Origin of the sequence: Paraburkholderia fungorum (assembly GCF_902833645.1) — a bacterium.
Lineage (GTDB): Bacteria > Pseudomonadota > Gammaproteobacteria > Burkholderiales > Burkholderiaceae > Paraburkholderia > Paraburkholderia fungorum.
On sequence record NZ_CADFGE010000011.1, the window covers coordinates 204,824 to 222,883 of the forward strand.

17 protein-coding genes are annotated in these 18,060 nt (G+C 62.0%); 7 read left to right on the forward strand and 10 right to left on the reverse strand.

All coding sequences use genetic code 11. The annotated features are described in order from the left end of the window. Positions 1 to 240: 240 nt before the first annotated feature. Entirely contained in the window at positions 241 to 657 is a 417-nt protein-coding gene (locus tag HWX91_RS29325; protein ID WP_028196653.1) for a carboxymuconolactone decarboxylase family protein, read from the reverse strand. Continuing rightward, positions 609 to 1,106, reverse strand: coding sequence for a MerR family transcriptional regulator (locus tag HWX91_RS29330; RefSeq protein WP_028196654.1), 498 nt, complete (start codon positions 1,104 to 1,106; stop codon positions 609 to 611). Before HWX91_RS29330 ends, HWX91_RS29325 begins: the two co-directional genes overlap by 49 nt. Before the next feature lie 313 nt (positions 1,107 to 1,419). Here HWX91_RS29330 and HWX91_RS29335 point away from each other — a divergent pair, with 313 nt between their 5' ends. Both HWX91_RS29335 and HWX91_RS29340 read left to right on the forward strand, forming a co-directional pair. Further along, positions 1,420 to 1,995, forward strand: a complete 576-nt coding sequence (locus HWX91_RS29335; RefSeq protein ID WP_028196655.1) for a ComEA family DNA-binding protein — start codon at positions 1,420 to 1,422, stop codon at positions 1,993 to 1,995. Positions 1,996 to 2,171: 176 nt separating this feature from the next. Continuing rightward, on the forward strand, positions 2,172 to 2,600 hold the full coding sequence (locus tag HWX91_RS29340; RefSeq protein WP_028196656.1) for a YidB family protein: 429 nt from the start codon (positions 2,172 to 2,174) through the stop codon (positions 2,598 to 2,600). A 158-nt stretch (positions 2,601 to 2,758) separates the two neighbouring features. Here the strand turns inward: HWX91_RS29340 and clpB are convergent, their stop codons facing one another. Then, positions 2,759 to 5,356 carry an ATP-dependent chaperone ClpB gene (clpB, locus tag HWX91_RS29345; RefSeq protein ID WP_028196657.1) on the reverse strand — a complete coding sequence of 866 codons (2,598 nt, stop codon included), beginning with the start codon at positions 5,354 to 5,356 and terminating at the stop codon, positions 2,759 to 2,761. Between the two features lie 119 nt (positions 5,357 to 5,475). Further along, complete coding sequence (locus HWX91_RS29350; protein ID WP_028196658.1) at positions 5,476 to 5,973, reverse strand: Rrf2 family transcriptional regulator; 498 nt, start codon at positions 5,971 to 5,973, stop codon at positions 5,476 to 5,478. 319 nt (positions 5,974 to 6,292) lie between these two features. On the opposite strand from HWX91_RS29350, the gene HWX91_RS29355 reads away from it, so the two are divergent. Then, positions 6,293 to 6,841, forward strand: coding sequence for a group III truncated hemoglobin (locus tag HWX91_RS29355; RefSeq protein ID WP_028196659.1), 549 nt, complete (start codon positions 6,293 to 6,295; stop codon positions 6,839 to 6,841). A gap of 34 nt (positions 6,842 to 6,875) precedes the next feature. On the opposite strand, the gene HWX91_RS29360 is transcribed toward HWX91_RS29355, so the two are convergent. The 6 genes from HWX91_RS29360 to HWX91_RS29385 all read right to left on the reverse strand — a co-directional run bounded on the left by HWX91_RS29360 (position 6,876) and on the right by HWX91_RS29385 (position 13,565). After that, positions 6,876 to 7,352 carry a molybdenum cofactor biosynthesis protein MoaE gene (locus HWX91_RS29360; protein WP_028196660.1) on the reverse strand — a complete coding sequence of 159 codons (477 nt, stop codon included), beginning with the start codon at positions 7,350 to 7,352 and terminating at the stop codon, positions 6,876 to 6,878. Between the two features lie 84 nt (positions 7,353 to 7,436). After that, a complete protein-coding gene (gene moaD, locus HWX91_RS29365) occupies positions 7,437 to 7,694 on the reverse strand; it encodes a molybdopterin converting factor subunit 1 (RefSeq protein ID WP_028196661.1) in 258 nt (85 codons plus the stop codon). A gap of 26 nt (positions 7,695 to 7,720) precedes the next feature. Continuing rightward, on the reverse strand, positions 7,721 to 8,968 hold the full coding sequence (locus HWX91_RS29370; protein ID WP_028196662.1) for a molybdopterin molybdotransferase MoeA: 1,248 nt from the start codon (positions 8,966 to 8,968) through the stop codon (positions 7,721 to 7,723). A 472-nt stretch (positions 8,969 to 9,440) separates the two neighbouring features. Continuing rightward, a complete protein-coding gene (gene thrC, locus HWX91_RS29375; protein WP_028196663.1) occupies positions 9,441 to 10,892 on the reverse strand; it encodes a threonine synthase in 1,452 nt (483 codons plus the stop codon). An 8-nt stretch (positions 10,893 to 10,900) separates the two neighbouring features. Further along, entirely contained in the window at positions 10,901 to 12,232 is a 1,332-nt protein-coding gene (locus HWX91_RS29380) for a homoserine dehydrogenase (protein WP_028196664.1), read from the reverse strand. Between the two features lie 85 nt (positions 12,233 to 12,317). Continuing rightward, entirely contained in the window at positions 12,318 to 13,565 is a 1,248-nt protein-coding gene (locus tag HWX91_RS29385) for a pyridoxal phosphate-dependent aminotransferase (RefSeq protein WP_028196665.1), read from the reverse strand. 513 nt (positions 13,566 to 14,078) lie between these two features. Here HWX91_RS29385 and HWX91_RS29390 point away from each other — a divergent pair. The 4 genes from HWX91_RS29390 (at position 14,079) to HWX91_RS29405 (ending at position 18,056) form a co-directional block, all read left to right on the forward strand. Next, a complete protein-coding gene (locus HWX91_RS29390; protein WP_028196666.1) occupies positions 14,079 to 14,453 on the forward strand; it encodes an Mth938-like domain-containing protein in 375 nt (124 codons plus the stop codon). A gap of 233 nt (positions 14,454 to 14,686) precedes the next feature. Continuing rightward, entirely contained in the window at positions 14,687 to 16,438 is a 1,752-nt protein-coding gene (locus HWX91_RS29395) for a glycosyltransferase family 39 protein (protein WP_028196667.1), read from the forward strand. Between the two features lie 25 nt (positions 16,439 to 16,463). Further along, complete coding sequence (locus tag HWX91_RS29400; protein WP_028196668.1) at positions 16,464 to 16,835, forward strand: DMT family transporter; 372 nt, start codon at positions 16,464 to 16,466, stop codon at positions 16,833 to 16,835. Positions 16,836 to 16,904: 69 nt separating this feature from the next. Continuing rightward, on the forward strand, positions 16,905 to 18,056 hold the full coding sequence (locus HWX91_RS29405; RefSeq protein ID WP_028196669.1) for a DegT/DnrJ/EryC1/StrS family aminotransferase: 1,152 nt from the start codon (positions 16,905 to 16,907) through the stop codon (positions 18,054 to 18,056). The last annotated feature ends 4 nt before the right edge of the window (positions 18,057 to 18,060 follow it).

Genomic DNA, 18,060 nt, shown 5'->3' on the forward strand with positions numbered 1-18,060 from the left:
TGCGTTCGATCGGGTCGACGGCCTGGCTCAATCGGATTGACGGTTTTGCTCGACCGGATTGCAAAACTCAGCGTACCTGACTGTCGAAGCCCCCTTTATGCAAGCCGGGTTTCCGGGCCGTACCGGCGACCTGCTGTCCAAAATGCTTGCGATACCTGGCCGTTAGTTGCATCTTTAGCCTCGTAAAAACGGCTGCTCACGGCAGCCGTCCACCCTGCTCTTTCGTCCCGAACTTTTGTCTCAAGCCGCTTGCGCTTGCACTTGCTCCAGCGCCTGATCACGCCGCTCGAAAACCTCCCGCGCCGCAAACAGCGCGTTCAGCGCCGCCGGGAAACCCGCGTAGAGCGCCATCTGCATGAACACCTCGACAATCTCCTCGCGAGTGCAGCCGACGTTCAAGGCCGCCTCGATATGGACCTTCAACTGCGGCTGCGCGCATCCGAGCGTCGCCAGCGATGCGATCGTCGCGATTTCCCGCGCCCGCAGATCGAGTTGCGGCCGGCTGTAAATGTCGCCGAAGCCGAACTCGATCAGCAGGCGTCCGAAATCCGGCGCGATCGGCGCCAGCGCGGCAATCACCTGCTCGCCGGTCGAACCGTCGATTTCCTTCAGTTTGTTCCAGCCTCGGGTGTAGCGATCGTTTTGTGCGTATTCCATGGTGAGTCCTTTTCCGAATGCGAAAGCGATTGGGTTTCGTCGATCTGTCGTGTCGAAGCACTCGCAGTGGGCTGCTGCCCGGCGGCTTCTTCGTAGTACGCAATTTTGTCGATGATCGCGCCGAGATTGCTCTGCAACTCGGCGATCCGCGCCAAAACCGCATCACGATGCGCCACCAGCAAATCACGGCGCTCACCCATCGTAGGCTGACCTTCCGCCCGCAACGCCGCGAACGCCTGCATCCCGGCGATCGGCATGCCGGTCGCCTTCAGACGCATCACGAACTGCAGCCAGTCGAGATCGGCCGGCGAATACAGGCGATGCCCTGCCTGGGTACGCCCGACCGCCCGAATCAGGCCAGCCTGTTCGTAGTAGCGCAGCGTATGGGTGGAGACGCCGATCGTCCCGGCGACCTCGCCAATGGTGAGTGCTTTTGACATTTTCGACATGACGGAACTCAGGTTAGGACTTCGAGTGCACTCTAAGTCAAGTGGAAGGCGCTGTCATTTATCCCGTGTTGTCATTATTTATGGGGAACCGCATTGATCGATAAACGCATAACAGCTCAATCGCCAGGCAAAATCTTTAAATATTGTTCAACCTGATTTACTTGTCACGAATCGATCGGTATAAATCGTCGGCGTTTGCAAATAAGGGCGCGCAATTTGTTCTATGCTTAAGCGCAGCGCCTGCTAACAGGCTGCGTCGTCCCGAGTTTTCCCTTTGCGGCTAACTTTTTTTGCCCTCAATGGAGTGCTTGCCATGCTGAAGAAGCTTTTGATGCTTTGCCTTGCTTTGGCTTTGTCGCTGTCGGCTGGATTTGCGGCGGCCGTCGAAGTAAATTCCGCCGATCAGGCGGCGCTCGAATCGGTCAAGGGTATCGGCCCGGTACATGCGAAAGCGATCATTGACGAACGCACCAAGAACGGCCCCTTCAAGGATGCCGATGATCTCGCCACTCGGGTCAAAGGCCTCGGCACCAAATCGGTGAGCAATCTCGAGGCGGCGGGCTTGACCGTGAACGGCGCGTCCACGCCGCCTACCGGCGCCAAGGCTGCCGCGAAGTCCAGCAGCACCGCCAGCAGCAAAGCCGCGCCAGCAGCAACTACCGCGGCCGCGACAACAACATCAGCGGCACCGGCTGCGCCTGCCGAGGCATCCGGCACCAAGGCTTCGAAGTCGAAGAAGAAGAGCAAGGCGGCTGATGCGGCGGCTTCCGCACCGGCCACGACGGCGGCTGCCAGCGCGCCGGCCGACGCGTCCGGCACCAAGGCTTCGAAGAAGAAGGCGAAGAAGAGCAAGGCTGCATCGGCTGCGGCAGCCTCTGGCGGCGCGTAAGCCAAGGTAGAGCAACGGTAGTACGGCGGCCACGCGGCTCACATGGGCTGTACGCATGATGAAACCCGGACGCCGCTCCGCTCCCGTCCGCCCTCCTTCCACCGGCGCCGCGCAACCGCGCGGCGTTTTCACCCGCCGGCTCGTCAAACACGGGTTGGCATTCAAGAGAGACCGTCATGAGCCTACTCGACACTATCGGTTCCCTGGTTGGTAAGTCGCCGGAAGGCGGTGGCCAGCAAGCCCTCGTTTCAGCCGCGCTGGAATTCGTCAACAATCAGCCGGGCGGCCTGAACGGCCTGATCAACAGCTTCAAGGAAAAGGGCCTCGGCGACGTCGTTTCGTCGTGGGTCAGCAACGGCGAGAACCAGGCGATCTCGCCCGACGCACTGCACAGCGTGCTTGGTTCGGACGTCGTTACCAATCTCGCGGCAAAGGCCGGCGTGCAACCGGATCAGGTCACCGGCCTGTTGTCGCAGATTCTGCCGCACGTCGTCAACGCGGCGACGCCCGACGGTGAAGTCCCCGCCGAAGGCAAACTGAATTCGACGACCGTGCTGGGCGCGCTCGGCGGCCTGTCGGCGCTGTTCGGCAAGGGCAATGCGTAAGTAGCGTCGTCCTGTTACTACAGCCGGATAGCAGACAAAAACAGGCAAAAAAAAGCGGCAACGAAGGTAACTTCGTTGCCGCTTTTTTAGCTTTGGCCGGAACGGCACAAGCTCTGCCGTTCCGTGCGCAACCGAGCGCGCTTCGCCCGGTTCGGTGCTTAGTGCACGACGCGGTCGAATACCAGCTGGCCGTCTGCCACCTCGACCGGAATCACGTCCTTCGGACCGAACTTGCCGGCCAGAATCAGCTTGGCGACCGGGTTCTCGATCTCCTGCTGGATCGCGCGCTTCAACGGCCGCGCCCCAAACAGCGGATCGTAGCCAACCTTGCCGACGTGCTCCAGCGCCGCGTCCGACACCACCAGTTGCATGTCGAGTTTGGCAAGCCGTTCGTGCAGACGCTGCAACTGAATCCGCGCAATCGACTGGATGTTCGAGCGGTCGAGCGCATGGAACACCACGACGTCGTCGATCCGATTCAGGAACTCGGGCCGGAAGTGCAGCTTCACCTCTTCCCAGACCGCGTCCTTCACCGCTTCCTGCGGCTCGCCGACCATCGCCTGAATCACTTGCGAACCGAGGTTCGACGTCATCACGATCACCGTGTTCTTGAAGTCCACGGTACGGCCCTGTCCATCGGTCATCCGGCCATCGTCGAGCACCTGCAGCAGGACGTTGAACACATCCGGGTGCGCCTTCTCGATTTCGTCGAGCAGGATCACGCTGTAGGGCTTGCGGCGTACCGCTTCGGTCAGGTAACCGCCTTCCTCATAGCCCACGTAGCCCGGCGGCGCGCCGATCAAACGCGCGACGCTGTGCTTCTCCATGAATTCGCTCATGTCGATACGAATCAAATGATCTTCCGAATCGAACAGGAACGAAGCCAACGCCTTGCACAACTCGGTCTTACCCACGCCGGTCGGCCCGAGGAACAGGAACGAGCCATACGGACGGTTCGGATCGGACAGGCCCGCACGCGAACGGCGGATCGCATCGGCCACCGCGCTGATCGCTTCGTCCTGGCCCACCACGCGGTCGTGCAGTTTCTCTTCGATCTGCAGCAGCTTTTCGCGCTCGCCCTGCATCATGCGCGACACCGGAATACCCGTTGAACGCGACACGACTTCCGCGATTTCCTCCGCGCCCACCTGGGTGCGCAGCAAACGCGGCCGGGTCGGATTGTTCTGCTCGTTCGCTTCGGCCTTGGTCACTTCCTTCAACTGCGCTTCGAGACCCGGCAGCTTGCCGTACTGCAACTCGGCGACCTTCTCAAGCTTGCCTTCACGCTGCAAGCGCGTGATTTCCGCACGCGTTTTTTCGATGTCTTCCTTCAGTTGCGCGCTGCCCTGCACCGCCGCTTTTTCCGCGGTCCAGATTTCTTCGAGGTCCGAATATTCACGATCCAGCCGCTCGATTTCTTCTTCGATCAGTTGCAGACGCTTCTGCGACGCTTCGTCTTTTTCCTTCTTGACGGCTTCGCGCTCGATCTTCAACTGGATCAAACGACGGTCCAGGCGGTCCATCTCTTCCGGCTTCGAGTCGATTTCCATCTTGATCTTCGAAGCGGCTTCGTCGATCAGATCGATGGCCTTGTCCGGCAGGAAACGGTCGGTGATGTAGCGATGCGACAGTTCGGCCGCGGCGACGATCGCCGGGTCGGTGATATCGACGCCGTGATGCAGTTCGTACTTCTCCTGCAAACCGCGCAGGATCGCGATGGTTGCCTCGACCGACGGCTCGTCGACCAGCACCTTCTGGAAGCGGCGTTCGAGCGCGGCGTCCTTCTCGATGTACTTGCGGTATTCGTCGAGCGTGGTGGCGCCGACGCAATGCAGCTCACCACGCGAGAGCGCCGGCTTGAGCATATTGCCCGCGTCCATCGCGCCTTCAGCCTTGCCCGCGCCGACCATCGTATGGATTTCGTCGATAAAGACGATGGTCTGGCCTTCGTCCTTGGCGATGTCGTTCAGCACGGCCTTGAGGCGTTCTTCGAACTCGCCGCGGTATTTCGCGCCCGCCAGCAGCGCCGCCATGTCCAGCGACAACACGCGCTTGCCCTTGAGCGTTTCCGGCACTTCGCCGTTGACGATCCGCTGCGCCAGGCCTTCGACGATCGCGGTCTTACCCACGCCCGGCTCGCCGATCAGCACTGGGTTGTTCTTGGTGCGGCGCTGCAGGATCTGGATCGAACGGCGGATTTCATCGTCCCGGCCGATCACGGGGTCGAGCTTGCCCGCCCGCGCACGCTCGGTCAGATCGACGGTGTACTTTTTCAGCGCTTCACGCTGGCTTTCGGCGTCCTGGCTATGCACTTGCGAGCCGCCGCGCACCGCCGCGATCGCGCTTTCCAGCGACTTGCGCGACAGGCCGTGCTGACGCGCGAGACGGCCGGCCTCGCCTTTATCGTCGGCGACGGCGAGCAGGAACATCTCGCTCGCGATGAACGTGTCGTTGAGTTTTTGCGCTTCCTTGTCCGCCTGGTTCAGCAAGCCGGTGAGCTCGCGGCCGATCTGAACGTTGCCGTCGGTGCCCTGCACTTGCGGCAGGCGCGTGATGGCGTCGCCCAGCGTGGTTTGCAGCGCCTGGACGTGCACGCCCGCCCGCGACAGCAGCGAGCGTGCCGAGCCGTCCTGCTGGGCAACGAGCGCCGACAGGACATGCACCGGTTCGATGTATTGATTGTCGTGACCGACCGCGAGACTCTGCGCGTCGGCCAGTGCTTCCTGGAATTTAGTGGTAAGTTTGTCGATTCTCATCAAGAGACCTCCAATTTCGATTACCACCAAATTGAGGCGTTTTACGCAGGTTTCAAGCGCTTTTTTGCAACCGGCAGCAACTATTTGACATTTGGCGCGCGAGAACTTGCTGGCCGCTTTCAGGTGAGCGGCGCCGCGTCGCCGGCAGGCGCGGCCGGCACGATTGGAATCACCGTGCCTAAGCCCAGTAGTGCCGCGAGCGGTCCGCGCGGTTCCGCAACTTCGCCGATAGTATGACGGTCGAGTTCGGCGAGGAATGCGTTGCGTGCCGCTTCGAGCGCGCCACGCAGACGGCAGTGCGGTGTAATCACGCAGCCCCGGCGCTCGCCATGCTGATCCGGGAAGCAGTTGACCAGCGCAAAGTCGCTTTCCGTGGCTCGCACGATCTCGCCCACGGTCAATGCGCTGGTTCGTTCGGCGAGACGCAGGCCGCCATTGCGCCCGCGCACGGTCTCGACCCAGCCCAGTTCGCCGAGTTGCTGAACTACCTTCATCAGATGGTTTTTGGAGATCCCGTACGCGTCCGAGATGTCCTGGATGGTCGATAAGCCATCGCCGCGGACAGTGAGATACAGCAGGACGCGCAATGAGTAATCCGTATAGTCGGTCAGTCTCATAAGTGCAGGTGTCACGATAAGCGCAAGTCGCGATCCTCGGGATAACCGCGTCGATGCAAGGGTTGCCGGTGGCCACCGCTTCGCCTTAAGATGCAGGCGCTACGCATATTTTATGATTGTGCGCTAAACAGTCGGTGTTGGTTCTCTCGGCAGTAATGGTAGCGTTTCCTGCATAGACCGTTTATGCGAAAAGCGGCTTGTTCGTGGCCTACTTCCTTTCCTTTCGACGCGTTTGAGGTCATTCCTGACAGTCTGTGGCACCGCGTGGCAATTCGTAGTAAATAACCGCCTGACCTTAACCGCATGAGCCGGAATTTGCATGAACCCGTCATTTCCCGCCGCACCGGTTGTTGAACGCGCCGCCGAACCTACCGAAGCGAATATCCGGGAGCTCGTCTACGGCTTTTACGACCGGGTGCGCGCCGATCCGCTGCTGGGTCCCGTGTTCGATGCAACGCTTGCGGGCCGTTGGGACGACCACTTACCCAAAATGTGCACGTTCTGGGGCAGTCTCGTGCTCGGCGCGAAGCAATACCGCGGCAATGTGCAGCAGGCGCACCAGCCGCTCGAGGGCGTCGAGCCACAGCATTTCAGCCGCTGGCTGTATCTGTTTCTGGATACGGTGGAGTCGCGCTATCAGCCGGCGGCAGCGGTCCGTTTCATGGAACCGGCGCTGCGGATCGCGCAGAGTTTGCAGTTGAGCCGCTTCGGCTGGGATTACAAGATTCCGGCGGAACAACAGGCGTTGCTGGAGCGCGTCGCGCCAAAGCGGCGTCCGCACGACGACGAACATGCCGCAGCCGTTTCGACGCGGCCGCCCGGTGAACCGTTTCCTGCGCGAATCATCGGGAAAGCCAAAGACGATTGATGCGGGCGCCTGGAGGGCACCGACTTCAGTCGCGTTAGTCCGCTTCCTGGTTGCCCGATTCGATGCCCCATCTGGCCAGCGCCGCGTCGTCGGTGACGCGGGCGTCGACCCAGCGCTCGCCTGCTCCGGTCTTCTCTTTCTTCCAGAACGGCGCCTGGGTCTTCAGATAGTCCATCACGAACTCACATGACGCGAAGGCGTCGCCCCGATGCGCGGCAGTGGTCGCCACCAGCACGATCTGGTCAAGCGGATAAAGCTTGCCGACGCGGTGCACGATCAGCACTTCGATCCCCGGCCAACGCTCGCGCGCGCTCACCACTATCGCTTCCAGCGACTTCTCCGTCATGCCCGGATAGTGTTCGAGTTCCATGGTTTCGACCGCGCTGCCGTCGTTCAGATCGCGCACGGTGCCGACAAAGCAGGCTACGGCGCCGATCTTCGGATTGCGCGCGCGCAACGCGGCGACCTCGGCGGTGAGGTCGAAGTCTTCCGTCTGGACACGAACGGGCATTTCTGGCTCCTGTGCGGTTTGGCGAGACCTGGGTGACGCTTAGCGGATCAGCCAAGCGCGGTTTCTGGCGCTCACCCGTGCTGATCAACCGCCGGTGACGGGCGGAAAGAACGCGACTTCGCAATTTTCGGTGATGCGCGTGCCGGCGTCGGTCATCACGTGATTGCAGGCCATGCGCAGCGCGCGGCCCTCAGCGAGGGTGTCGGCCCAGATTCCGCCGCGGGCGCGCAACCAGCCGCGCACGTCGCCGACGGTCGCGATGCCGTCAGGCACATCGACCGTTTCATCGGCGGTTTCGAGTGCTTCGCGCACGCTTGCAAAATATCGGAGTTGAATCTTCATTGGGACACCGCCGGCGGTTGCCGGCCTCAGTTCAGCAATTCGGAAAAGGGGATGAAACGCACGGTCTCGCCAACACTGATGGCATGGTTCGGCGGATTGTCGATCAGGCCGTCGCCCCATACCGTCGACGTCAATACCGCCGAACTCTGATTCGGAAACAGATCGAGACCGCCAGCCGCATTGATGCGCGCCCGCAAGAATTCGTTGCGGCGATCGGCCTTTTTCTGGGCGAAATCGGCGCGCAGCGACAGCACGCGCGGCGCCACCGTCTGCATGCCGGCAAGCAGCAGGACAAACGGGCGAACGAATAGCAAAAAGGTCGCGAAACTGGAGACTGGATTGCCCGGCAGGCCAATGAAGAAGGTTTCGGCCGATGCTGCCGCGTCGGCGTCTTTGTCTGTCTGCTGGGCAGACCGGCGCACAGCGCCGAACGCGAGCGGCTTGCCCGGCTTCATCGCGATCTGCCACATAGACAGACGCCCTTCCGCCTCGACTGCCGGCTTGACGTGATCCTCCTCGCCTACCGACACGCCGCCGCAGGTGAGGATCAGATCGTGCGCCTGGGCGGCTTCGCGCAGCGTTGTGCGGGTGGCGTCGAGCTTGTCGGGGACGATGCCGTAGTCGGTAACCTCACAGCCCAGGTTTTCCAGCAGGCCGCGCAGCGTGAAACGGTTCGAATTGTAGATCGCGCCGGGTTTCAGCGGCTCGCCTGGCATCGTCAGTTCGTCGCCGGTGAAGAATACGGCGACCTTTACGCGGCGGCGCACCTGGAGTTTGGCGCAACCGACTGAGGCGGCGAGTCCCAACGCTTGCGGCGTCAGGCGCGTGCCCGCCGGCAGGACGATCGAACCGTTGCGGATGTCCGCGCCCTGGGCGGTGATCCATTCGCCCGGCGCCGGACTGTGGAGCAAGGTGACTTCGCTGCCGTCAGTTTCGGTTTGCTCCTGCATCACGATGGCGTCGGCGCCTGGCGGCACGGTGGCGCCTGTGAAGATGCGGGCTGCCGTGCCCGGCTTTAACGGCTCAGGCGCGTGGCCGGCCGGAATGCGTTGCGAAACGGGCAAACGGCGGTTGCCATCCGCTGTTGTGAGATCCTCTGTGCGGATCGCGTAGCCGTCCATTGAACTGGTGTTCATCGGCGGGACGTCGAGCGGCGAGATGACGTCCGCTGAGAGCACGCGGTTGAGCGCTTCCAGCGTGGGGATCGATTCGGTGCCGCTGATTGGGCTCGCTGCGCTGAGCAAGGCCGCCAACGCTTCGGCAGTGGAAAGCATCGGAGCGCGGGGCGTTGGGGTGGACATCTTTCTGATCTCGAAGCCGCTGGGTTAAAGGAATATTGTAGCGGTTGGAGGGGCCGGCGGTGGCGGCCTGGGGTTATGGTGGTTTTTTTTTGCCTTTCGGCGAGCGTGTTTACTTCGGCTGGCTTCCTTTGGCCTTTCCTTGCTTTGGTAGTGGTCTATTAGTGTTGCCCCTGTGCGGGGCGGCACCTACTTTTCTTTGCCGGCCGCAAAGAAAAGTAGGCAAAAGAAAGCGGCTCAAACCGCTAATTCTTAAGCGGGTCCCCCGCACAGCCGCGGTAGTGGTGCATCTGGAATCTGTGTTCCCTCACATTCCGCGTTAGTGACAAGGCCGTCATACCTCCGGCGGCGCTGCGCGCGCCGTGGCGGTACTTCTCGAAGTCGGTTTTCGCTTCGCATTGAGCGCGACTCCGCCGCGCTCAATGCTCGCTGGTTTTACTTGCTGCTGTTACTTGCCGGTGTTTGCTGCGATGAAGTCTTTTACGCGTTGTGCGTCCGCCGGCAATACCTCGAATCGCTGCGGTAGCGATTCCAGACCCGAAAATGCGGCTGGGCGCTCCGGTTCGCGTAGCAACGCCTCGCGGATCGTTTCGCCAAACTTGATCGGCTGCGCCGTCTCCAGCACGATCATCGGAATGCCCGCCTGTAAATGCTCGCGCGCTACCTTCAGGCCGTCTGCCGTGTGTGTGTCGATCATCGTGTCGTAGCGCTCAAAAACGTCGCGGATCGCGTCCACGCGGTCCTCGTGGCTGCTGCGGCCCGATACGAATCCAAACTCCTTCACGCGCGCAAAATCGCCGCTCGCCGCCAGGTCGAAACCACCTTTCTCTTCAACGTCGCGGAACAATTGCAGCACGCGCGCCGGGTCGCGGCCCAGCAGGTCGAATACGAAACGCTCGAAGTTCGAAGCCTTCGAAATGTCCATGCTCGGGCTGCTCGTGTGGTACGTCTCGGCCGCCTTGCGCACACGGTAAATGCCCGTGCGGAAGAATTCGTCGAGCACGTCGTTCTCGTTCGTCGCAACCACCAGCTTCTCGATCGGCAAACCCATCATGCGCGCGATGTGGCCCGCGCACACATTGCCGAAATTGCCCGACGGCACCGTGAACGAAACGCGCTCGTCGTTCGACTTCGTCGCGGCAAAGTAGCCCTTGAAGTAGTACACGACCTGCGCCACCACACGCGCCCAGTTGATCGAATTGACCGTGCCGATCTTGTACTTCGCCTTGAACGCGTGGTCGTTCGAAACCGCCTTCACGATGTCCTGGGCGTCGTCGAATACGCCCTCGACCGCGATGTTGAAAATGTTCGGGTCCTGCAGGCTGTACATCTGCGCCGTCTGGAATGCGCTCATCTTCTTGTGCGGGGAAAGCATGAACACGCTAATGCCCTTCTTGCCGCGCATTGCATACTCCGCAGCGCTGCCGGTGTCGCCAGAGGTCGCGCCCAGAATGTTCAGCGTCTCACCATGCCTGGCCAGCGCGTACTCGAACAGATTGCCGATCAACTGCATCGCCATGTCCTTGAACGCCAGCGTCGGCCCGTTCGACAGTTCCAGCAGCGACAGCGGCGCGCCGTTCTCGACGCCCAGCGTCTTCAACGGCGTGATCTGCGCCGCGCTTTCGTCGTCGCGCACGTTGCAGTACGTCTGAGCCGTGTACGTCTTGCGCGTCAGTGCGCGCAGGTCTTCGGCGGGGATGTCGTCGCAGAATTTCGACAGGATCTCGAAGGCGAGATCCGCGTACGGCAATGTGCGCCAGCGCGTCAGTTCGTCCGCCGTGACGCGCGGATATTCCGCCGGCAAGTACAGGCCGCCGTCTTTGGCAAGGCCGCCCAGCAGAATCTCGGAAAAGGTATGGCGCTCGCCGGCTCCGGCGCCGCGCGTAGAGAGGTAGTTCATAGTTCGGCCTAGTTCAGCGCTTCCATGCGCAGCTTCGTGACTTGCGAGACAACGGTCTTCAGCGCTTCGATCGTCCTGATCGCCGCATTGACGTTCTTTTCAACCGTTTCGTGCGTAATCAGGATAATGTCGGTTTCGCCCTTGCCGTTCGCGTCGACCTGCTCCGATTCCTTCTGCAGCAATGCGTCGATCGAAATGCCCCGATCCGCCAGAATGCGCGTGATGTCGGCCAGCACACCAGTCACGTCAGCCACACGCAGACGCAGGTAGTAGCCGCTCGTCACGTCGTCGATCGGCAGGATCGGCGTGCTCGACAGGCTGTCCGGCTGGAACGCCAGATGCGGCACGCGATGCTCCGGGTCCGCCGTGTGCAGACGCGTCACGTCGACCAGATCGGCCACCACGGCGGAGGCCGTCGGCTCCGCGCCCGCGCCCTTGCCGTAGTACAGCGTGGAGCCCACCGCATCGCCGTGCACGACGACCGCGTTCATCGCGCCTTCCACGTTCGCCAGCAGGCGTTTTTCCGGAATCAGCGTGGGATGCACGCGCAATTCGATGCCCTTATCCGTGCGGCGCGAGATGCCGAGCAGCTTGATGCGGTAGCCAAGTTCTTCAGCGTATTTGATGTCGATGGCGGCCAGCTTGCTGATGCCTTCGACGTACGCCTTGTCGAATTGCACCGGCACGCCGAACGCGATCGCGCTCATGATCGTCGCCTTGTGAGCGGCGTCCACGCCTTCGATGTCGAAGGTCGGGTCGGCTTCGGCGTAACCCAGTTCCTGCGCGGCTTTCAACGCGGTCGCGAAGTCGAGCCCGCGGTCGCGCATCTCCGAGAGGATGTAGTTCGTCGTACCGTTGATGATGCCGGCAATGTACTGGATGCGATTGGCTGTGAGCCCTTCGCGCAGCGCCTTGATGATCGGAATGCCGCCCGCCACCGCCGCCTCGAACGACACCATCACGCCATTGGCGCGCGCCGCCTCGAAAATCTCCGTGCCGTGCACCGCGAGCAGCGCCTTGTTGGCGGTGACCACATGCTTGCGGTTCCTGATCGCGCGCAGGACGAGGTCGCGTGCCACGCCTGTACCGCCAATCATTTCCGCGACGATATCGATCGACGGGTCGTCGACCACCGCGTTGAAGTCATCAGTCAGCGCCACCGTGCCGGCTTCGCTGCCGAGCGCCGCGGTCGCTTTGGCGGGATTGCGCACGGCAATGCGCGTAATCTCGATGCCACGGCCCGCGCGGCGTTTGATTTCTTCCTGATTGCGGCGCAGTACCGTGAAGGTGCCGCTGCCTACCGTGCCGAAGCCCAGCAGTCCAACTTTGATCGGTTCCATGCAGCGTGTGTTTTCGAGTAAGTGATTAAAAAGAAACTGAGGCAACTGGGGCTGGCAGCGGCGCGCGCCGGGCGCGCCGTCCATCTCAAGCTGTGTGGCGTTTGCGGTAGCCGTCGAGGAAGCGCGCGATCCGGTTGATCGAATCCGCGAGGTCGTCCACGTTCGGCAGGAACACGACGCGGAAGTGATCCGGCGTCTTCCAGTTGAAACCGGTGCCTTGAACCAGCAGCACGCGCTCTTCCAGCAGAAGATCGAGGATGAACTGCTGATCGTCCTTGATCGGATAAATCTTCGGATCGAGGCGCGGGAACATGTATAGCGCCGCCTCCGGCTTCACGCAGCTCACGCCGGGAATGGCCGTCAACATGTCATACGCGAGTTCGCGCTGTTTGTACAGGCGCCCGCTCGGCACGATCAGGTCGTTGATGCTTTGATAGCCGCCGAGCGCGGTCTGGATCGCATACTGCCCGGGCACGTTCGGGCACAGGCGCATCGAGGCCAGAATGCCGAGCCCTTCGAAATAGTCTTTCGCATCACGGCGGTTCTCGCCGGTCAGGCCCGAAATAAACATCCAGCCGGCGCGGTAGCCACACGAGCGGTAACTCTTCGAGAGGCTATTGAACGTGACAGTGAGCACGTCTTCGGAGAGCGCGGCCATCGACGTGTGCTTCTTGCCGTCGTAGACGATCTTGTCGTAGACCTCGTCGGCGAAGATCACAAGGCCGTGCTGACGGGCAATCTCGATCAGGCCCAGCAGCAGTTCGTCCGAGTACAGCGCGCCGGTGGGGTTGTTCGGGTTGATGACGACGAGCGCACGGGTATTCGGCGTGATTTTCGCGCGGATGTCGTCCAGATCCGGCATCCAGCCGTTCGATTCGTCGCAGATATAGTGCACCGGCGTGCCGCCCGACAGGCTGACGCCGGCGGTCCACAGCGGGTAGTCCGGCGCGGGCAGCAATACTTCGTCGCCGTCGTTCAGCAGGCCTTGCAGCGCCATCACGATCAGCTCGGAAGCGCCATTGCCGATGTAGATATCGTCCAGTTCGACGCCATGCACGCCCTTTTGCTGGGTGTAATGCATGATCGCCTTGCGCGCGGCGAACACGCCCTTGGAATCCGAGTAGCCGGACGAGCCGGGCAGATTCAGGATCATGTCCTGGATGATTTCATCCGGCGCGTCGAAGCCGAACGGCGCGAGATTGCCAATGTTCAGCTTGATGATGCGGTGGCCCTCTTCTTCGAGCCGCTTTGCATGTTCGAGGACAGGCCCGCGAATGTCGTAGCAGACATTCAACAACTTGTTGGATTTGAGAATCGGTTTCACGGCGGGCACTTCATCCTGTTGGTGGGCTTGGGCGAACAGGCACGGGTCAAAAAAAGACCCAAGGCAAGTCCGCCGACACGGGGAATTATGACGCGGCACGCCCGCCAGATACGGATCGGAGCGCCAGACGCAGATTGGGCCCGCTACCGGACCGAGCCGGCGCCGCCGGCCGATTACGCCGACGTTGCAGCCGAAAAGACCCAAAACGGGCGAAAAACAGTCGAAAACCAGACCAAAACCGCGCGGAACCCGGCAGATAGCCGGTAGGCCGCCCGTGCCCTCAGCGCGGCTTATGACAGCACATGAGGCGGCACTTGAGCGAGGGGCGCCGCAAGGCGGCTAAAAAGTTATAATTTAGCGGATTTTGGCCGACTTCCGCAATGCACCAACCGCAACGGCAAGCCTTTTCGGCCGCTTCTGTGCCATTCGCGTGTCGCACTCGCGTCAAACCGCCCTGCTTCCGCTCTGCCCGGTCAGGCCGCCAACACGCACGATGTCTCACGACGACTTCGGAAAACGAATTTGAAATTACATCAGGATTCCAGCGGCGCCCTCAACACCGTCACCGGTTACGGCGCCGGCTATGTCGAAATCAATCTGGTGCGCCATGCCGGCAGCATTCTCCTGCTGCCGGAAGCACCCGTGATCGCCTGGCCCGTCGCCGCTTTCGAGCAGTTGAGCGCCGAACACTTCGCCATGCTGGTGGAGGCCGCGCCCGAGGTGGTCATATTCGGCAGCGGCGAACGGCTGCGCTTTCCGCACCCGCGTCTGACCTCGGTGCTCACCGCCAAACGCATCGGCGTCGAAACCATGGACTTCAAGGCCGCTTGCCGCACCTACAACATTCTGATGGCCGAGGGCCGCAAGGTTGCGGCCGCGTTGCTGATCGAAGACTAGTGGCGCCGCGCGAGCGCTGCAAAGTTGACGCTGAGCTTGCATCGAGCCGCCGTGCAGGCGCAGTTCGCCATGCGCGGCGCCCGTAGCGTGCATGGCCGCCGCAGCGGCCCCGCCTCTCGCCGCATTACGGCTGATAACGTACACTGCGCGCCATTGGCGCCACGCCGGCAATCGTCTTTCTCGAATAACACCGCCTCGCCGCTCCCGCGGCGTCGCCAAAAAGGTTGAAATCCATGAACGATACGCCGACAAGGCTACCGCTCAATCGCACCACGATCCTGCTACTGGTGCTGGCCCTCGCAGTAATCTGGTTCGTGCCGCTCGGCTGGCGCCACCTGCTGCCGAGCGACGAAGGCCGCTACGCCGAAATGGCGCGCGAAATGTTCGTCACCGGCGACTGGATCACACCGCGCTATAACGGCTACAAGTATTTCGAGAAGCCACCGCTGCAAACCTGGGCAAACGCGCTCACGTTCGCGTGGTTCGGCATCGGCGAATGGCAGGCGCGGCTTTACACCGCACTGACGGGCTTTGCCGGCGTGCTGTTGATCGGCTTCACCGGCGCGCGCGTGTTCAACGCGGCCACCGGCGTGTTCGCGGCGATCGTGCTGGCCACCGCGCCCTACTGGAACCTGATGGGCCACTTCAACACGCTCGACATGGGCCTGTCGTTCTGGATGGAGTTGACGCTCTGCTCGCTGCTGCTGGCGCAGCGCCCCAACCTGCCTACCGCCACGGTGCGGGCATGGATGTGGGTGTGCTGGGGGTCGATGGCGCTCGCGGTGCTGTCCAAGGGCCTCGTCGGCGTGATCCTGCCGGGCGCGGTGCTGGTGCTGTACACGCTGGCCGCACGCGACTGGGCGGTATGGAAGCGTCTACACCTGATCGGCGGCCTGATCGTGTTCTTCGTGATCGTCACGCCATGGTTCGTGCTGGTGCAGCAACGCAACCCGGAATTCCTGAACTTCTTCTTCATCGTTCAGCAGTTCAAGCGTTATCTGACGCCTGAGCAGAACCGCCCCGGGCCGTTCTATTACTTCGTACCGGTGCTGCTGGTGGGCTTCCTGCCGTGGCTGTCGGTGAGCCTGCAGAGCTTGCGCCATGCATGGCGGCTGCCGCGCCAGCCGAACGGCTTCGCGCCGGTCACGCTGATGCTGGTGTGGACCGCCTTCATCTTCCTGTTCTTCAGCGCGTCGCACTCCAAGCTGCTGTCCTATACGTTGCCGATCGCCCCGCCGATCGCCATGATCATCGGCATGTATCTGCCGCTCGTCACGCGCGACCAGTGGCGCCGCCACCTGGCTGGCTATGCGCTGTTTCTCGTGGTGGCCGCGTTTGGCGCGCTGTTCATGTCACGTTTCGGCAACGCGCGCAACCCGACTGAGTTGTACGTCGAATACCGCGTGTGGGTACTGGCGGCACTCGGCGTCGCTTTTGTGCTCACGCTGTTCGCGCTGTGGCTGAACCGCCGCAGCCGTGCCGGCACGCTCGGCGCCGTCGCGAGCTTTGGCGCCGCGTGGCTGCTGCTCGGTACGATTGCCGGCACGGGTCACGAAGTGTTCGGCCGCCTGAGTTCCGGCGCGCCGCTCGCGCCCGCGATCAAGGCCGAGATCGCCAGATTGCCGGCTGACACGCCGTTCTACTCGGTCGGCGTGCTCGACCACACGCTGCCGTTCTACGTCGACCACACGATGATCATGGTCGAGCATCCCGATGAACTGGCGTTCGGCATATCCGTCGAACCGCAGAAATGGGTGCCGTCGGTCGATGCATGGATCGAGCGCTGGAAGGCCGAGCGCTATGCGCTCGCGCTAATCCCGCCGTCGACTTACGACCGGCTCCTCAAAGAAGGGCTGCCGATGCAGGTGATCGCGCGCGATTCGCGCCGGGTGGTGGTGGCAAAACCTGCACCCGCATCCGACGCCGCAGCACAAGACGCACCGGCGCTTCCGAAAGACGCGCCAGTAGAAAAACCACAGCAATGACCCCATATCAGGGACTAACCGTTCGATGAATCCGATTTCGCTCTTTTGTATCCTCGCCGGCGTCACGTTGAACGCCGGCGCGCAGTTGCTGCTCAAAGCCGGAACGAATGCCGTTGGACACTTCGAATTCACCCGTGCGAACATCCTGCCCATTGCATTCCGGCTGGCAACCCAGCCGCCGATCATCGGCGGACTGGCCTGCTATGTGATCAGCGTCGGCGTATGGGTGGTCGGGCTCTCGCGGGTAGACGTGTCGATTGCCTATCCGATGTTGTCGCTCGGATACGTCGTCAACGCGTTCGCGGCGTGGTATCTATTCGGCGAAGTCATGTCGGTGCAGAAGCTGGTGGGGATCGCGGTCATCCTGATCGGCGTCGTCGTCCTGGCGCGCAGCTAGGCTTGCGTGTAGTTTGTGATCTACTTCGCGCCCTTCGGGTTGCGCCCCTTTCAATCGAGCGAAGCATTCATGAGCCAGTCAACAGTCCCGTTTTTGCCGTTTGTCAAACCTGAGATCGATGAAGAAACGATTCAGGGCGTCGCCGACGTGCTCCGCTCCGGCTGGATCACGACCGGCCCGCAAAACCAGAAATTCGAAGCGGCACTCTCCGAATTCTGCGGCGGCCGCCCGGTGCGCACGTTCAATTCCGGTACCGCGACGCTCGAAATCGGGCTGCGTATCGCCGGTGTGGGCGAAGGCGACGAGGTCATCACCACCCCTGCTTCGTGGGTTGCGACCAGCAATGTGGTCTATGAGGTCGGGGCGACGCCGGTATTCGTCGACATCGACCCGGTAACCCGCAACATCGACCTGAACCTGCTGGAAAAGGCCATTACGCCGCGCACGAAGGCGATCATTCCGGTGTACCTGTCGGGCCTGCCGGTCGACATGGACCGGCTGTATGAAATCGCCCGCGCCCACAAGCTGCGCGTGATCGAAGACGCCGCGCAGGCGTTCGGCTCGACGTGGAAAGGCGAGCGCATCGGCAAACTCGGCGATATGGTTTCGTTCAGCTTCCACGCGAACAAGAATCTGACCTCGATCGAAGGCGGCGCGCTGGTGCTGAACAACGAGGAAGAAGCGATCCTCGCGCAAAAGTACCGCCTGCAAGGCATCACCCGCACCGGCTTCGACGGCATGGACTGCGACGTGCTGGGTGGCAAGTACAACCTGACGGACGTCGCCGCGCGCGTCGGCCTCGGTCAGTTGCCGCATCTGGAGCGTTTCCTCGCCCAGCGCAAGAAACTCGTGCGCGCATACTTCGCCGGGTTCGAAGGCGGCGCGGCGGTCAAGCTGGGCATTGGCCTGCCGTTTGCCGATTTCGAGAACAGCAACTGGCACATGTTCCAGATCACGCTGCCGCTCGAAAAACTGTCGATCGACCGCGCCGGCTTCATGGGCCAGTTGAAGGAACGCGGCATCGGCTCGGGCGTGCACTATCCGGCGATTCACCTGTTCTCGCTGTACCGTGCGCGCGGCTTCAAGGAAGGGATGTTCCCGCACGCGGAGCGCTTCGGCGCCACCACCGTCACGCTGCCGCTCTTCACGCTCATGAACGAAGGCGACGTGGAGCGGGTCTGCCGCGCGGTCAATGAAATTTGCGAACAATACGGAAAATAAGCGG

Bases quoted from the DNA above. Each gene is read 5' to 3' on its own strand.
- HWX91_RS29380 (WP_028196664.1), bottom strand. From the start codon at position 12,232: ATGGAACCGATCAAAGTTGGACTGCTGGGCTTCGGCACGGTAGGCAGC.
- HWX91_RS29325 (WP_028196653.1), bottom strand. From the start codon at position 657: ATGGAATACGCACAAAACGATCGCTACACCCGAGGCTGGAACAAACTG.
- HWX91_RS29355 (WP_028196659.1), top strand. From the start codon at position 6,293: ATGAACCCGTCATTTCCCGCCGCACCGGTTGTTGAACGCGCCGCCGAA.
- HWX91_RS29335 (WP_028196655.1), top strand. From the start codon at position 1,420: ATGCTGAAGAAGCTTTTGATGCTTTGCCTTGCTTTGGCTTTGTCGCTG.
- moaD (WP_028196661.1), bottom strand. From the start codon at position 7,694: ATGAAGATTCAACTCCGATATTTTGCAAGCGTGCGCGAAGCACTCGAA.
- clpB (WP_028196657.1), bottom strand. From the start codon at position 5,356: ATGAGAATCGACAAACTTACCACTAAATTCCAGGAAGCACTGGCCGAC.
- HWX91_RS29400 (WP_028196668.1), top strand. From the start codon at position 16,464: ATGAATCCGATTTCGCTCTTTTGTATCCTCGCCGGCGTCACGTTGAAC.
- HWX91_RS29360 (WP_028196660.1), bottom strand. From the start codon at position 7,352: ATGCCCGTTCGTGTCCAGACGGAAGACTTCGACCTCACCGCCGAGGTC.
- HWX91_RS29395 (WP_028196667.1), top strand. From the start codon at position 14,687: ATGAACGATACGCCGACAAGGCTACCGCTCAATCGCACCACGATCCTG.
- HWX91_RS29350 (WP_028196658.1), bottom strand. From the start codon at position 5,973: ATGAGACTGACCGACTATACGGATTACTCATTGCGCGTCCTGCTGTAT.
- HWX91_RS29340 (WP_028196656.1), top strand. From the start codon at position 2,172: ATGAGCCTACTCGACACTATCGGTTCCCTGGTTGGTAAGTCGCCGGAA.
- thrC (WP_028196663.1), bottom strand. From the start codon at position 10,892: ATGAACTACCTCTCTACGCGCGGCGCCGGAGCCGGCGAGCGCCATACC.
- HWX91_RS29405 (WP_028196669.1), top strand. From the start codon at position 16,905: ATGAGCCAGTCAACAGTCCCGTTTTTGCCGTTTGTCAAACCTGAGATC.
- HWX91_RS29370 (WP_028196662.1), bottom strand. From the start codon at position 8,968: ATGCTTTCCACTGCCGAAGCGTTGGCGGCCTTGCTCAGCGCAGCGAGC.
- HWX91_RS29330 (WP_028196654.1), bottom strand. From the start codon at position 1,106: ATGTCGAAAATGTCAAAAGCACTCACCATTGGCGAGGTCGCCGGGACG.